At 46.2% G+C, this 14,462-nt stretch carries 16 protein-coding genes; 8 read left to right on the forward strand and 8 right to left on the reverse strand.

All coding sequences use genetic code 11. The annotated features are described in order from the left end of the window. Nucleotides 1-30: 30 nt before the first annotated feature. Complete coding sequence (locus AOC07_RS02025; RefSeq protein WP_215357982.1) at nt 31-756, forward strand: pseudouridine synthase; 726 nt, start codon at nt 31-33, stop codon at nt 754-756. A 14-nt stretch (nt 757-770) separates the two neighbouring features. Then, on the forward strand, nt 771-1,064 hold the full coding sequence (locus tag AOC07_RS02030; RefSeq protein ID WP_215357983.1) for a 4a-hydroxytetrahydrobiopterin dehydratase: 294 nt from the start codon (nt 771-773) through the stop codon (nt 1,062-1,064). Between the two features lie 15 nt (nt 1,065-1,079). Here the strand turns inward: AOC07_RS02030 and AOC07_RS02035 are convergent, their stop codons facing one another. Beyond that, the gene (locus tag AOC07_RS02035; protein ID WP_215293754.1) at nt 1,080-1,295 is read right to left on the reverse strand and encodes a hypothetical protein; all 216 of its coding nucleotides are present in this window, start codon (nt 1,293-1,295) and stop codon (nt 1,080-1,082) included. 193 nt (nt 1,296-1,488) lie between these two features. Here AOC07_RS02035 and AOC07_RS02040 point away from each other — a divergent pair, with 193 nt between their 5' ends. The 4 genes from AOC07_RS02040 (at nt 1,489) to AOC07_RS02055 (ending at nt 6,103) form a co-directional block, all read left to right on the forward strand. After that, entirely contained in the window at nt 1,489-1,986 is a 498-nt protein-coding gene (locus tag AOC07_RS02040) for a (2Fe-2S)-binding protein (RefSeq protein WP_215357985.1), read from the forward strand. Between the two features lie 10 nt (nt 1,987-1,996). Continuing rightward, complete coding sequence (locus tag AOC07_RS02045; RefSeq protein ID WP_251371707.1) at nt 1,997-4,225, forward strand: xanthine dehydrogenase family protein molybdopterin-binding subunit; 2,229 nt, start codon at nt 1,997-1,999, stop codon at nt 4,223-4,225. A 71-nt stretch (nt 4,226-4,296) separates the two neighbouring features. Beyond that, on the forward strand, nt 4,297-4,893 hold the full coding sequence (gene msrQ / locus AOC07_RS02050; protein ID WP_215357986.1) for a protein-methionine-sulfoxide reductase heme-binding subunit MsrQ: 597 nt from the start codon (nt 4,297-4,299) through the stop codon (nt 4,891-4,893). A gap of 367 nt (nt 4,894-5,260) precedes the next feature. Next, the gene (locus AOC07_RS02055) at nt 5,261-6,103 is read left to right on the forward strand and encodes a peptidylprolyl isomerase (protein ID WP_215357987.1); all 843 of its coding nucleotides are present in this window, start codon (nt 5,261-5,263) and stop codon (nt 6,101-6,103) included. A gap of 62 nt (nt 6,104-6,165) precedes the next feature. Here AOC07_RS02055 and AOC07_RS02060 read toward each other — a convergent pair whose 3' ends face one another. Genes AOC07_RS02060 through fdxA form a run of 4 tightly spaced genes read right to left on the reverse strand, consistent with a single transcriptional unit; the run spans nt 6,166 to nt 8,899 of the window. Then, entirely contained in the window at nt 6,166-6,654 is a 489-nt protein-coding gene (locus AOC07_RS02060) for a dihydrofolate reductase (RefSeq protein WP_215357988.1), read from the reverse strand. Nucleotides 6,655-6,671: 17 nt separating this feature from the next. Then, on the reverse strand, nt 6,672-7,466 hold the full coding sequence (locus tag AOC07_RS02065) for a thymidylate synthase (protein WP_215357989.1): 795 nt from the start codon (nt 7,464-7,466) through the stop codon (nt 6,672-6,674). Between the two features lie 36 nt (nt 7,467-7,502). Then, nucleotides 7,503-8,549: an NAD(P)/FAD-dependent oxidoreductase gene (locus tag AOC07_RS02070; protein ID WP_215357990.1), complete on the reverse strand. Its 1,047-nt coding sequence runs from the start codon at nt 8,547-8,549 to the stop codon at nt 7,503-7,505. Between the two features lie 26 nt (nt 8,550-8,575). After that, nucleotides 8,576-8,899: a ferredoxin FdxA gene (gene fdxA, locus AOC07_RS02075; protein ID WP_215293762.1), complete on the reverse strand. Its 324-nt coding sequence runs from the start codon at nt 8,897-8,899 to the stop codon at nt 8,576-8,578. Nucleotides 8,900-9,077: 178 nt separating this feature from the next. Between fdxA and AOC07_RS02080 the strand changes: the two genes are divergently transcribed. Both AOC07_RS02080 and AOC07_RS02085 read left to right on the forward strand, forming a co-directional pair. Next, the gene (locus tag AOC07_RS02080; RefSeq protein WP_215357991.1) at nt 9,078-9,992 is read left to right on the forward strand and encodes a 2-dehydropantoate 2-reductase; all 915 of its coding nucleotides are present in this window, start codon (nt 9,078-9,080) and stop codon (nt 9,990-9,992) included. Nucleotides 9,993-10,091: 99 nt separating this feature from the next. Continuing rightward, nucleotides 10,092-10,631 (forward strand): hypothetical protein, encoded by a 540-nt coding sequence (locus tag AOC07_RS02085; RefSeq protein ID WP_215357993.1) that lies wholly within the window; start codon nt 10,092-10,094, stop codon nt 10,629-10,631. 71 nt (nt 10,632-10,702) lie between these two features. Here AOC07_RS02085 and AOC07_RS02090 read toward each other — a convergent pair whose 3' ends face one another. The 3 genes from AOC07_RS02090 to AOC07_RS02100 form a co-directional block, all read right to left on the reverse strand. Next, a complete protein-coding gene (locus tag AOC07_RS02090; protein ID WP_215357995.1) occupies nt 10,703-12,583 on the reverse strand; it encodes a TRAP transporter large permease subunit in 1,881 nt (626 codons plus the stop codon). Beyond that, nucleotides 12,576-13,244 (reverse strand): TRAP transporter small permease subunit, encoded by a 669-nt coding sequence (locus AOC07_RS02095; protein WP_215293766.1) that lies wholly within the window; start codon nt 13,242-13,244, stop codon nt 12,576-12,578. Before AOC07_RS02095 ends, AOC07_RS02090 begins: the two co-directional genes overlap by 8 nt. A gap of 102 nt (nt 13,245-13,346) precedes the next feature. Continuing rightward, nucleotides 13,347-14,462, reverse strand: coding sequence for a TRAP transporter substrate-binding protein (locus AOC07_RS02100; protein WP_215293767.1), 1,116 nt, complete (start codon nt 14,460-14,462; stop codon nt 13,347-13,349).

A 14,462-nucleotide genomic window follows, 5' to 3' on the forward strand; every position in this document is an offset into this window, starting at 1 on the left:
AAAGGCCCTCTATAGTATTCTGTACGGCATATGGCAAAACCCATCTCTTTAGAAAAAATCCTCTTTAGCCAAGGCTTCGGAACGCGTCGCTACTGTAGTGATCTGGTGTACGCCGAGCTAGTGAAAATCAATGGTGTTTTGGCTGAGGATCCCGAAGAGCGCATTACTACCGAAGGACTAGTTCTAAATGTCGAGGGTCAAGACTGGGAGTATCACGAAAAGGCTTATATTGCATTTAATAAGCCACCCAATTACGAGTGCTCCCATAAAACAACGCATCATCCTAGTATATATAGTTTGCTACCCTCCCCATTTGTGGAGCGTGGCTTGCAATGTGTCGGTCGCCTAGACTTTGATACTACCGGCCTCTTATTGATCTCGGATGATGGTCAGTTCATTCATAAAATGACTACGCCTAAAAAGAATATTGGTAAGGTCTATGAAATTACTACACCTGATCCCATTACATCGGCTCAAATAGAGCGCCTCTTAAAGGGCGTTGTCTTGGATGATGATCCAAAGCCTTGTTTTGCAACCGCATGTAAGCAGCTTTCAGAAAATGTACTTGCCATGACTATCGTTGAGGGGCGTTATCACCAGGTTAAACGCATGATGGCTGCAGTGGGTAATCATGTTACTAAACTACATCGAGTCGAAATCGGTGCCTATACAATGCCTGTAGATCTTGCAGAGGGCGAATGGCTCTGGTTGTATCCGGATGACTTAAAAAAACTTTCGCAAAGCGTTCATTCTTAAATGAAGCACACATTATGAAACAGACTTTATTGCCTAGTGACTTTGACTATCAGAAAAGCATCCCATTGTGGGTACTCGATGAATCTAAAAATACTATCTATCGCGAATTTAGATTCATCGACTTCAAGCAAGCATTTGCGTTTATGACCTTGTGCGCACAGTATGCCGATCAGATCGATCATCACCCAGACTGGTCAAACTCCTGGAATACGGTAGCGGTAGCCTTGACTACCCATTCGAGCAAAGGGCTGACCGACTTGGATATTCAGATGGCTCAAGCTATGGATCAATTTGCACTACAAGTCTAAGTCAAGCGCTGCTAATTAATGTTCGTCACCTTCGTGGTCTTCTTCGTTAATACTCATTAAGATTGTGGCGAGCAGGCCGTAAACTACTTCGGTGGAAATCATGCCATCTTCATCGAGTTCGTCAATTAAGTCATTCAAACAATCTTCCGTTGGCTCATTGAGCAAAGTCATTGCGCATTCGCAGCCATAGTCAAAATCTTCATCATTTTCAGTTTGAGCGTTGTCAGTCATAGTTATCCTTAATTGAGCTTTAAGGATAGCAAATTCAGGTTAAATTCGGTGGTTTTTGGTGGATCCGGTGATGGCCCCCTGCTGAGCATGGCTCTTAAGGTGTTATAGCTTTTCATTTAGTGAAATTCTTGTGCGACTGCAGCAAGTAAATAATCATTTATAGTGATTTCAGAATGAAAAAATAGGAGGCAGCATGCAGCTTAATGTGAATGGTCAAATTCATAATATTGATGTCGAACCCAATATGCCCTTGTTATGGGCGATTCGTGAAGCCGTTGGCCTGACTGGCACCAAGTACGGATGTGGTGTTGCCCAGTGTGGTGCCTGCACTGTCTACCTCAATGGTGAGCCAGTGCGCTCCTGTTCAATACCGGTTTCTGCAGTTGACGCTGCCAAGATCACGACGATTGAAGCCCTTTCTAAAGACAATTCACACCCAGTTCAAAAAGCCTGGATTGCGCTAGACGTTCCACAGTGCGGCTATTGCCAATCTGGACAGGTGATGGCTGCCGCTGCTTTATTAAAAAGAATTCCGAAACCGAGCGATGCAGATATTGATAGTGCCATGGCTAATGTTTGTCGTTGTGGTACTTATCAAAAGATCCGCGATGGTATTCATGTTGCTTCTGGCCAGAAGAAATTAGTAGATGTTTTGGCGCAATATGATGCTACCCCTGCAACGCGTGGTTAAGGAGATCAAGATGACATCTAACAATAAAAATATTGCATTAGAAAACCTTGCGCGGCGGGATTTCATTATCAAAGGTACGCTTCTTGGCGGCGGCTTGATGCTGGGAGTCGGCGCTATCCCGGATTTGGCTTATGCTGCCGGCGTTCAATATGATCCAAACACGCCAACCATGTATGGTGATGCTGAAGTGAATGCGTGGGTCAGCATTACTCCTGATGAAACTGTTTACATCAGAGTTGCCCGTTCAGAAATGGGGCAGGGTACTCGTACTGGTTTGGCCCAACTCGTGACCGAAGAGCTGGAGTGCAACTGGAAAAAAGTAAAAACGCAATCCGCCACACCTGGCCAGAGCCTAGCTCGCAAGCGCGTCTGGGGAGAGCATGGTACCGGTGGTAGTCGTGGCATCCGAATTTCAGAAGACTATGTGCGTCGTGGTGCGGCAGCGGCTCGCATTATGCTGCTCGAGGCTGCAGCGAAGCAATGGAATGTTCCAGTAGGTCAGCTCAAAGTGGATAAGGGTGTCATTACCCATATTCCAACAGGGCGCAAAACAACTTATGGCAAGGTTGCCCAATTAGCATCTACTTTGACTCCGCCGGATCCTAAATCGATTACTTTGCGTGATCCTAGGGAGTGGAAAGTGGCTGGACAGCCCTATGCCCGTATCGATACTGTCAACAAAGTCAATGGCACAAAGGTATACGGTATTGATTTACAGTTACCCAATATGCTGTGTGCCTCGATTAAAGCTTGCCCCGTCTTTGGTGGCAAGTTAGTAAGTTATGACGAAGCCAAAATCAAAGGCATGCGTGGCGTGAAGGGGGTCGTTAAAATTGACGACAGTACACTTGCCGTAGTTGCAGACACCTGGTGGCGTGCCAATACAGCGCTCAATGCTTTGCCAATTGTTTGGGATGAGGGTAAGGGCGCCAATACTTCGCAGGCTGGCATTGAAAAGATGCTGCGTGATGGCTTAGATGAACAAGGAGACTTTTGGCAGCGCAAGGAGGGTGATGCACCTGCGGCCATCAGTAGCGCCAGTAAAAAGGTAGAGGCAATTTATTACACTCCCTTTAGGGCGCATGTCACGATGGAGCCCATGAATGCCACTGTAAAAATTACGGGCAATCGTGCAGAGGCTTGGGTTCCAACGCAAAATGGTGAAGGATCGCATGCCGCCCTATCGGAAGCAACAGGTATACCGCTGGCTAATTGTGAAGTCTATAAACTAGATTCTGGATGCGGCTTGGGCCGTCGTGGCTCTACGCAAGATTTCACTACCTTTGCTGCTAAGGTAGCGCAACAATATCCAGGCATCCCAGTGAAAGCGGTTTGGAGTCGTGAAGAGGACTTGACTCACGATTATTACCATCCGATTGCGATGGCGAAGATGACCGCTGGTTTGGATAATACTGGCAATCTGACGGGCATGCATATCAAAGTATCCGGTCAGTCAATTAACGCCACTCTTGCGCCAGCTGCCATTAAGAACGGTAAAGATGAACGTCAGTTGCAGGGATTTTATGAGAAGGGTCCCGATGCACAGTTGGGTTATACCTTCCCAACTTTGCTAACAGAGTATGTGATGAAGAACACACATGTTCCTGTGGGCCCATGGCGTGGCGTGAATACCAATCAAAACGGTATCTTCATGGAATGCTTTATGGATGAGTGCGCTAAGGCTGCCGGTAAAGATCCGGTGCAATTTAGGCAAGCGCTGATGCAAAGCCATCCAAAACATTTAGGCGTTTTAAATGCAGCTGCCAAAAAAGCCAATTGGGATAAGCCTCTGCCTGCAGGCACCTATCGTGGCGTTGCGCAGTTCATGGGCTACGCTAGTTATTCTGCTTGCGTCGCCGAGGTCTCGGTAAAAAATAATATTGTCAACATTAGCCGTCTCGTCTTTGCATTAAATTGCGGTCATGTTGTCAATCCTTATTTGACACGTGAACAGATTGAAGGCTCTGTAGCTATGGCATTGGGCGCTATTTTTAATCCAGAGATCACTGTTGAGAATGGCCGCATCAAACAACAAAACCTCGATACTTATCCATTACTGAAGCTAGCCTCAACCCCCAGAATCGAAAGTGTTCTTGTACCCAGCTATGACTTTTGGGGTGGTGTAGGTGAGCCAACCATCTGCGTCGTTGGTCCGGCAGTTGCAAATGCTATTTCTGCAGCAATTGGCAGGCCAGTTCGAAACTTCCCCCTTAGTAAAGAAGGCTTGAGCTTGGCCTAGAGTAGTGGTGCTAGTGTAGTTTATGATGAAACGATCCATCCTTTAAATGGTGGGTCGTTTAATATGCGCTTATGAGCTATCTCAAGAGCGTGCTATTTTTTATTTCTCTATTGCCATTAGGGCGCTTGATATGGCTTGGCTTTTCTGATGATTTAGGCGCTAACCCAATTGAGTTTGCAACTCGCTCTACTGGTACCTGGGCGCTCGTATTTTTATGCATCACTTTAGCAATGTCACCACTGCGCATTCTCACTGGTTGGGTCACATGGATTAGGTGGCGTCGAATGTTTGGCCTCTTTTGCTTCTTCTATGCCTGCATTCATTTCTCGATTTGGTTTTGGCTGGATCAAAATTTAGATTTTCAGGCAATGTGGGCTGATGTACTGAAGCGCCCCTTCATCACAATGGGCTTTACAAGCTTTGCATTGCTAATCCCTTTAGCTGTGTCATCCAATAACTGGGCTGTGCGTACCTTAGGGAGGCGCTGGAGCTTAATTCACAAGTTGGTTTATGTCATTGCCTGCACAGCAATCATTCATTATTGGTGGCATAAAGCGGGTAAGAATGACTTGCAGACTGTTTCTATCTACGGATCTGTAGTCTTGCTATTGCTGCTATGCCGCCTACCTTGGCTAAGGAGCCGTCTCTCCCATACAATGGCTCGATGAATACCTACCTAAGCATTGCTCTCTGTCTTATATTGGTGAGTTGCTCAGTAACACCTCAAACTCCGCCACCCAAGGGGTCGCAGACTTCTCCTGTCTATACACCAGAGCAATTAAGAGAATTTAATAATCAACCCGTCGCTCTCAGTGAAGGGCCTTTTGGGCCTGTGGCTACACCACCCCCCACAAAGAGTCTGACCAAAAAGCCGCCTGGAAACTCGAAGTATTTTAGTCAGCCAGAGGGTGAGGAAGAGGCTGAGGCTATTGAAACCCAATCGTCCGATCCCTATACGCCAAGCACCCCCGTTTATCGGTTCTAGCCATAAGCAGCTGTTACCATTAAGGCTAATTTTTAGAAAGATCAAGCCCAATGAATTCATTCACCCGTTTGTTTATATCAGTGCGAAGCCCTCTATTGGCAGCCGCATTTTTATCGCTCGCATTTATTGGTAGCGTACATTCTCAACAAAGTGGCCTGCCGATCAATGCTGCCGCTTCTGTGAATGGAGCCATCATTACTAATGATATGGTGGAGCAGGGCATTCGGATGGCGACCTCACAAGGTCAGAAAGATAGTCCTGAGTTACGTCAAGCAGTTGTGCAGAAATACATTGAGGTATTACTTCTTTCGCAACGTGCTGAAAAAGATGGGTTAGCAAACTCTGAAAAAGCAAATACTCAACTTACATTGATCCGTCAAAATTATTTGGCAGATCTTGAGTTGTCTACCTTTATGGCGCAAAACCCAATTACTGACGCCGATGTTCAGGCTGAGTACAGCAGAGAAATTGCCTCACTTGGCCCACAAGGCATGCTGGTTGAGTACAAGGTGAGTGATATTGCGATTGCTACTGAAGCAGATGCGCAAGCGGCACTTGGGCGCATTAAAAAAGGGGAGTCATTTGATAAAGTGGCTAAGAGTGTTTCTCTTGCGCCCAATAGAGTGCAGGGCGGTGCAGTTGGCTGGGTGCAAGCTGGGCAGGTTGCACCGCAGATCTCAGCGGTATTGGTAAATCTCGGCAAGGGTCAGGTATTTCAAGCCCCGATTCAAATGCAACAAGGCTGGTATTTGGTAAAACTCGAGGATAAAAGAACTAGTAAGCCGCCCACATTTGAGCAAGCTAAAGCCTCGATTCGGAACGGCATAGCACAAAGAAAGCAATTTGAGTTTTTATCTCAGATCGCCAAAGAATCGAAGATTGTGATTCAGTAAATGATTTTGTAGCTATAAAAAAAGAGCTCCACGGAGCTCTTTTTGATTCATCCAATTGATTCCTATTTGCGCTCAAGCGTCACAAAATTAAATGTAATATCGCCTTCCGCTCCTGCAGTACGCTCCACTTCCCGCCAAGAGTCTAGATCTGGAACCTCAAAGAAGGTATCGCCATCATTGATATCGATATCAATTTCAGTGATGAACAGACGATCCGCTTTAGCAAAGGCCTGTTTAAAAAGTTGCTCTCCACCAATCACAAATACACGTGGCGTATCGCTTAGGCGTTCGAGAGCTTCGTCTAATGAGCCTGCAAGCTCCGCCCCCTCAATTTGGAATTGTGGATTGCGGCTCACTACGATATTGCGACGGCCAGGTAGTGGGCGACCAATCGATTCCCAAGTCTTGCGCCCCATGATGACTGGGTGACCCATGGTAACGCGCTTAAAGAATTGCAAATCAGCCGAGATCTTCCAGGGCATCTGGTTATCGCGACCGATGACATGATTGCGCGAGCGCGCAACAATCATGGAAATAGCAGGCTGTGTCATCAATTACCTTCTTGTTCTTAGATTGCTACTGGAGCTTTTATATGGGGATGCGATTCGTAACCCAGAATTTCAAAGTCTTCGAACTCGTAATCAAAAATAGAATCAGGTTTACGCAGAATATTGAGTTTTGGCAATGGGAAGAAATCCCTCGATAACTGAAGCTCAACTTGCTCTAAGTGATTGCTATATAAATGGCAATCACCACCAGTCCAGATAAAGTCACCAACTTCTAAATTGCATTGTTGCGCCATCATGTGCGTGAGTAGGGCATAGCTAGCAATGTTGAATGGTACACCTAAGAAAATATCAGCGCTCCGTTGATAGAGCTGGCAGGATAACTTGCCATCAGCAACATAGAATTGAAAGAAGGCATGGCAGGGTGCTAAAGCCATGCGCGGGATGTCTGCTACGTTCCATGCGGAAACAATAATGCGGCGCGAATCTGGATTCTTTTTGATGGTTTCGACTACTTCAGAGATCTGATCAATGTGCTTGCCATTCGGCGCCGGCCAAGAGCGCCACTGGTAACCATAGATGGGGCCGAGCTCACCATCTGGAGCTGCCCACTCATTCCAAATGGATACACCGCGCTCTTTCAACCAGTTGTTATTGGTACTGCCCTTGAGGAACCAGAGTAGTTCATAGATGATGGATTTGAGGTGAAGCTTCTTGGTGGTCACCATCGGAAAGCCATCGGCCAAGTTGAAGCGCATTTGGTGCCCAAATACCGAGATAGTGCCTGTACCAGTCCTATCGGACTTTTGGACTCCCTTAGCAAGCACTTCTTTCATGAGATCGTGATATTGGCGCATATAAATTTTGGTAAAAATGGGTTATGTGGGGTTAGCTTACTCGAATACGGGAGGACTCACCCCAAGAACTCTATGGAGCTTGGGTGAGGTGGTGGTGTACTGGAGTTGAACTTGTTTCTCAGGGTTTAAATAGGCTGCCGCTGCAAATGCGGCCAGAGCGGCTTCATGAAAGCCCGACAGAATAAGCTTTTTCTTGCCCGGATAAATATTGATATCTCCCACGGCATAAATCCCGGGGATGCTAGTCTGAAATTTTTCGGTATCAACACTCACTTGCTTACGATCAATATCTAAACCCCAATCAGCAATTGGGCCTAATTTAGGTGAGAGACCAAAAAAGATGAGGAGATCATCGACTGCGATCTCTTGATCCTTACCATCAATCTCAGTCACTACTATTTTGGAGATCTGATCACGCTCCACTTCGTAGCTGCTAATTTGCCCAATCAAGAATTGCATTTGTTTGTTTTTACAAAGCTCGCGTATTTTGGCAACCGATGCTGGTGCTGCTTTAAAGTCATCGCGTCGATGAATTAGGGTTACGCTCGCAGCTTTATCTACGAAATGTAATGTCCAATCCAATGCGGCATCACCGCCACCGCAAATCACAATCTTTTTGCCAGTAAATTGTTCCGGATTTTTAACGCTATAGAAAACCTGCTGACCTTCAAAAGCCTCTATGCCATCAAGCTTAAGGGTGCGGGGCTGAAAGGCGCCCACGCCGGCAGCAATAAAAACAGTTTTACTTAAAAAATGTTTACCCTGGGAGGTGCCAATCAGAAAGCGCCCATCGGCTTGTTTCTCAAGCTGAGTAACCTCTTGCTCCAAATGAAACTGGGCATCAAATGGCTCGATTTGTTTCAGTAAATTGTTGGTTAACTCACGTCCAGTACAAACAGGGATCGCGGGGATATCGTAAATCGGTTTATCTGGATAAAGCTCAATGCATTGACCTCCAGCCTCTGGCAGAGAGTCAATCACATGTGCTTTAATTTCTAGAAGACCAAGTTCAAAGACTTGAAAGAGACCCACAGGGCCGGCGCCAATAATGACAGCGTCGGTTTGTATGGGGGAGTGCAACACAAATTCTCGAAAAGGGAGTTAGGAAATTACTTTACCAACTGCTCGAGTTTATTTTTAACGTCTTTCCACTCATCCGCATCAGGAAGGGCGGCTTTAGATTTCGTAATAGAAGTCCAAGAGGGAGATAGATCAGCATTCAGTTTGATGAATGCCTGTTGATCACCGGGGACATCATCTTCTGCATAAATCGCATTAACAGGGCACTCAGGAACGCAGACAGCGCAGTCGATGCACTCATCTGGATCGATCACTAAAAAATTAGGACCTTCACGAAAGCAGTCAACTGGGCAAACATCAACGCAGTCTGTGTATTTGCAGCGGATGCAGGATTCGGTAACAACGTAAGTCATGGTGTTTAATCTAAAGAGCCCCAAAACTGGGTCTGCTAAGTTATAAAAGCTCAATTTTAGCCGAAATAGCCAATTTTTCAGGTAAGCGCCTGATTTCCAAGCTTAAAGACCCTTTTGGTGACTTTGTAAAATGAGAGCTATTCTCATGGTTATAAATGAAGGAAAAAGAGCATCTACTATGAAAATACTGATTGTTGGGGCGGGTGGCATTGGGGGCTTCTTTGGGGCCAAACTTCATCAGGCTGGGGCTGATATTACCTATCTGTTGCGTGAGAAGCGCCAACAGCTTATTCAAGACCAAGGTCTGACAGTGGAGACCCCTAAAGGTAACTTCACAATCCACCCAAAGACACTCTTGGCTGATCAGCTGGAGCCCGTGTATGACCTGATCATTCTGACGTGCAAAGCCTTTGATTTAGATGGCTCACTAAAATCTATTGCCAAAGCAAGCTCAAAAGGCATCATTCTTCCATTTTTAAATGGGCTCACCCACCTCAATACCTTAGATCGTCAATTTGGCAAAGAGCGTGTGATGGGTGGCGTGGCGCATATTGCGGCAACCATCTCCGAGTCAGGCTCTGTAAAGCAGCTAACCGAATTGGGTACATTGACGGTGGGTCCACGCACTCCAGGGCAGGAGGCGTTGAGCCAGGAACTTTTTACCTTGTGTAAAAAGACGGATTTCGATGCCTTTTATAAAGACAATATCGAGCAAGCACTGTGGGATAAATGGGTATTCTTGGCAACCTTGGCAGGTATGACCACAATCTGCCGCGGCTCGATTGGAGAGATTGCAGCTACACCTTATGGAAAAGACCTCAGTAAGCGCATGTTTGCTGAATGCTGCGCTATCGCTGCAAGCTGTGGGTATGCAATAGCGCAGAGCACCCAAGTAAGTTCTCAAGAAATTCTTACCAAGGAAGGGTCGCCCTTTACCGCCTCAATGCTGAGGGACTTGCTCGCAGGCAAAAGGAATGAGCATCAGCATATCTTGGGCGATTTGATTGGCTTTGCAAGCCCTGGGTCGATCGATTGCCCGTTGCTACAAATCGCCTATACCCATATGGCGGTAGAGAGTAAAAATAGCGCTTAACAAGGGCTTTCCCTAGGGCACTCCTTTTCTAAAGTCAAATCCCAATTGATTACACTTTAAGAATTGAAAGCAATAAACCCAACTACGAAAGAGTGGACCATGGAAGAGTATCGGCTGCAGATCGATAAAACAGCGAAACCATTATTGATTATTGATTACACCTTTGGGGGCGATCGAAATCTTGAGTTAATGAAATCCACCAACTTGCCTACCAGTTTACAAAACGCGAAGGTCAAGACAGAATTTGATTTAGCGCATGCATGGAGTGAATTTGCGCGTAAGTATTTAGAGGTCACCAAGGAGATCGCAGCCACCCCTATTTGCTGGCAGGGACATTACGATCAACTGGGCAGGGTCATGCTCGAAATGATGCGCTTGAGCCGTGATAAGCAGGAAATGGATGACAAAGAGGGTGTTTACGAGATGATTCCTAATCTTGAAGAAATTCCTTTTGTGAGTAAGCCCTCTGGCCTTGAGGACAAGATGTTTTGCCGTATCTGGCTTTCCTTGATTCGTCATCCAGCCTTTATTGAGATGGAGTTAGATGAAGATGAGTTGGCGGCATTCAACTACTGGCAAGGTTTATTTACCGTTGCCTTGGGGAAAACAAATAGCGAGCTACTTCAGCAGGCTGCTTAGTTCATCTCATTAGTAGGTATAAAAAAAGCGCTCCGTTGAGAGCGCTTTTTCTTTTACTAGAGTTACCTAAATTAACCTCCGTAGAGGAATCTTGGTAGCCACAATGTCATACCTGGCCAAATATACATGAAAACCATACAAGCGATCACGATGAACATGTAAGGCATCATGCCTGCAAAAATCTGGTTGAGCGTGACGCCTGGTGGTGATACGCCCTTAAGATAGAAGGCAGACATTGCAACTGGTGGTGACAAGAATGCCGCTTGCAGATTGACAAACACCAAGGTGCCCCACAAGAGTGGGTCGATATTGAAGTGAGCCAAAATAGGCAGGAAGATTGGGACGAAAATAACAATAATTTCAGTCCACTCTAAAGGCCATCCTAGGAAGAAGATGATCGCTTGAGAGAGCAGCATGAACTGAATTGGTGTTAGGTCTAGCATAAGCACCCATTTTTCGATGATCGATTGACCGCCCAAAATAGTAAACACAGCCGAGAAGAGCGCTGAGCCCACAAACAACCAGCACACCATTGAGGTTGTTTTTGCAGTCAAGAACACCGCCTGCTTGGTGCGTTCAAAGTCTAAGGTTCCAGCTTGAAGTGCCAGAATAAAAGCGCCCAGTGCGCCCACTGCTGCAGACTCAGTAGCAGTAGTGATGCCCAGGAGGATCACAGCTAGCACTAAGATGGTGAGAACACCCAAAGGCATCACCGACTCAATTAATAGTTTGAGAATTTCAAACTGCTCCTCATCTAGTTTGAGGTAGTAGTAAACCAATAGCAGGCCGAAGAGTACGCAAGTCAAGCCAAAATACAACTCGAAGTTTTCTGGCGGCCCATTATCAGCTTCTGCAACAGCCCCAGCTTCAATTGGGTCATCTCCAGACGCAGCATCGAGGGCAACCAGAGGCGCATCTTCTTCAACTTCTTTAGACTTGTTATTGTTCGATGTGGCGTCAATCGCTACGAGTGCATCATCTGCTGGCGCAGCAGTGCTAGTTGCCGTTGGTTTAGCAACTTGGGCGGCTACTGGAATATTCTGTGCGTCTTTTTCAGATTGCTGATGAATCATGACATACCACCACGCACCCCACATAGTGACTGCAACCAAAATAAATGGGGTTAATGCTGCCAATACATTCTTAACAATATTCTTGAAAGAGAGTTTTGCTTCAGTTGGCGCCTTCAGTAATTTGGCTGGAGCGAACAAAGCCTTGAATGAGGCTAGCAACATATTCTTTGAATAGTGCTCTCCTAAAAAGCGAATCGATGCAGGAACTGGCACGATCAATTGGTCGGCTGGAAGCTTTGGCGCAACCTTAGGATTAATTAAAGCCCAGCCAATGATGTAGACCAAATACAAGAATGCGAGAAAGAATCCTGGCACCATCGCAGCGGCATAAAGCTTCACTACTGATTGGCCTGCAACAGCTGCGTACACAATGATCATGACTGAAGGTGGAATCAAAATACCCAGGGTGCCACCAGCGGTAATGACGCCAGCAGCAAGGCGTGTGTCATAGCCTGCGTTAAGCATCGGCTTCATGGCAATCACGCCCATGAGTACAACCACAGCGCCAACGAGGCCGCTTGCAATACCCCAGAAGGTACAAACAATCAGAGTAGCTACCGCTAAGGAAGCTGGTACACGACGGAAAGCCAGTTGGATGCTGTAGAACATCTTATCTACTAGCGCCCCTCGTTCCATCACATATCCCATTAATACGAATAGGGGGATTGATAGTAGGACATCGTTCGTCATGCCGCCAAAAGTTCTTTGCACCATGAGGGTAAAGACTTTATTTGCAGCCCAGCTTTGCGATGGATCGTAGAAGGCTGCAAAACCAAACATCATGCCTAAACCCATGAGGGTAAAGGCTGTTGGGAAGCCCAGCATGATTACAACAATAATCAAGCCGAGCATGGCTAAGCCAAGAATTGGATCACTCATGATTTATCTCTTTAGTTTGGCCAATACGATGATGCGCTGCTTCATCGATTGTTTTGGCATTTTTGATGGCGAGTTGACGAGCTTCATCATCGACGTGAACTGAGGAAGCTAATTGCTGTTCAATTACATCGATTTCTTCGGCATCTTTTAAGCGTTCAGGCCATTCACCTGTTTTGAGGCAAACAATGCAACGCAAGATTTCTACAAAACCCTGCAACAGCACAAATGCTCCTGCAATTGGAATAATGGTTTTGAAGGGATATAGCGGCGGTCCATTAGCAATCTGGGTGGTGTGTTCACCAATACGCCAAGATTCTCCGGCATAGGTATAGCCGGCATAAACCAAAGCAGCGATTCCTGGTAAGAAAAAGGTGATGTACAAAATTAAATCCAGGGTTGCCTGTGTGCGCGGCTTCATTGATCCATAAAGGAAGTCACCGCGAACGTGACCGTTTTGCGCCAAAGTATATGCACCACACATCATAAACAGGGTGCCATATGCCATCACAGATAACTCACCAATCCAGGCCGATGGGGAATTAAATGCATAGCGTCTCACGACATCTGTAAAGACCATCAGCATCAATAGAACAACAAGCCAAGCAGCAGCCTTGCCAACGAAGGTGCTGATTTCATCTACTCTCAGCATGAATTTATCCATGAACTACTCTCCTAAAACAACTATGTATTTCTCAATCTAACTATGAAAAACCGGACGGGGTTACCGTCCGGTCATGATGCAAGCCATCACTAAAGAAGCTGCTTAGCCTTTAAAGTAATGGTCGTAAGCGATCTTCATGTCAACATTGACTAGCAAGTCCCAGCGAACTGCACGTTGGGCAAAGGCCTTTTGTGAATCAAGCACTTTCTTAAACATTGGGAGCTCGGAAGCCTTCTTCGCAATAATCTTGTCCCAAGCATTTAATTGGGCTACCAAGATAGATTTTGGAGTGGCGTAGAACTTAACCTTGTCTTTTGTTTGGAGCTCAGCAAAGTCCTTAGAGTAGCGATCAATTGCTTTCCATGACATATCTGCAGATGCTGCCTGGGTTCCGTATGAAAGAATGGCTTGGAGGTCTGCTGGCAAGGAGTTGAATTTCTTCTTGTTGAAGATAATTTCAAATTGCTCTGAAGGTTGATGGAAGCTTTGGAGCATGTTGACTTTAGATACGTCTGGGAAGCCCAAGATGCGGTCTGAAGTTGCATTATTAAACTCAGCAGCATCTAGAACGCCACGGTCCATTGCTGGGATGATTTCGCCACCAGGCAATGCTTGAACTGATGCGCCCATATCTGTGAAGATCTCAATAGAGAGACCAACCGTACGGTACTTTAAGCCCTTCAAGTCATCGACTTTAGCGATTGGTTTTTTAAACCAGCCCAGTGGCTGGGTTGGCATTGGGCCATAAGGGAATGAAACCACGTCAAGCTTAAGATCGCTGTATATCTCATTCAATAGCTGTTGACCACCGCCATATTGGTTCCAAGATAGGAGGGTATTCGCATCCATACCAAAAGCAGGACCTGATCCCCAGAGCGCTAGTGCAGGGCTCTTGCCGTACCAATAAGCTAAAACGCCATGGCCGCCATCCAATGTTCCGCTAGATACAGCGTCTAACATATCAAAGGCTTTTACAACTGATCCAGCTGGTAGCACTTCAATCTTGAGTCGACCACCAGACATCGCATTTACTTTTGTTGCGTAGTCATTGGCGTACTCATGGAAAATATCTTTAGCTGGCCATGTTGATTGGAAGCGCAAATTAATCGTTTGCGCATTTGAAATCATTGGGAAGCCCATTGCAGCGGCGCCGGCAGTGCCAGCAGCAGCATTCTTTAGAAACTTACGGCGTGGGCTGGTGTTCTTGGTCTCAGACAT

Origin of the sequence: Polynucleobacter sp. UB-Raua-W9, from assembly GCF_018687435.1 — a bacterium.
Taxonomy (GTDB): domain Bacteria; phylum Pseudomonadota; class Gammaproteobacteria; order Burkholderiales; family Burkholderiaceae; genus Polynucleobacter.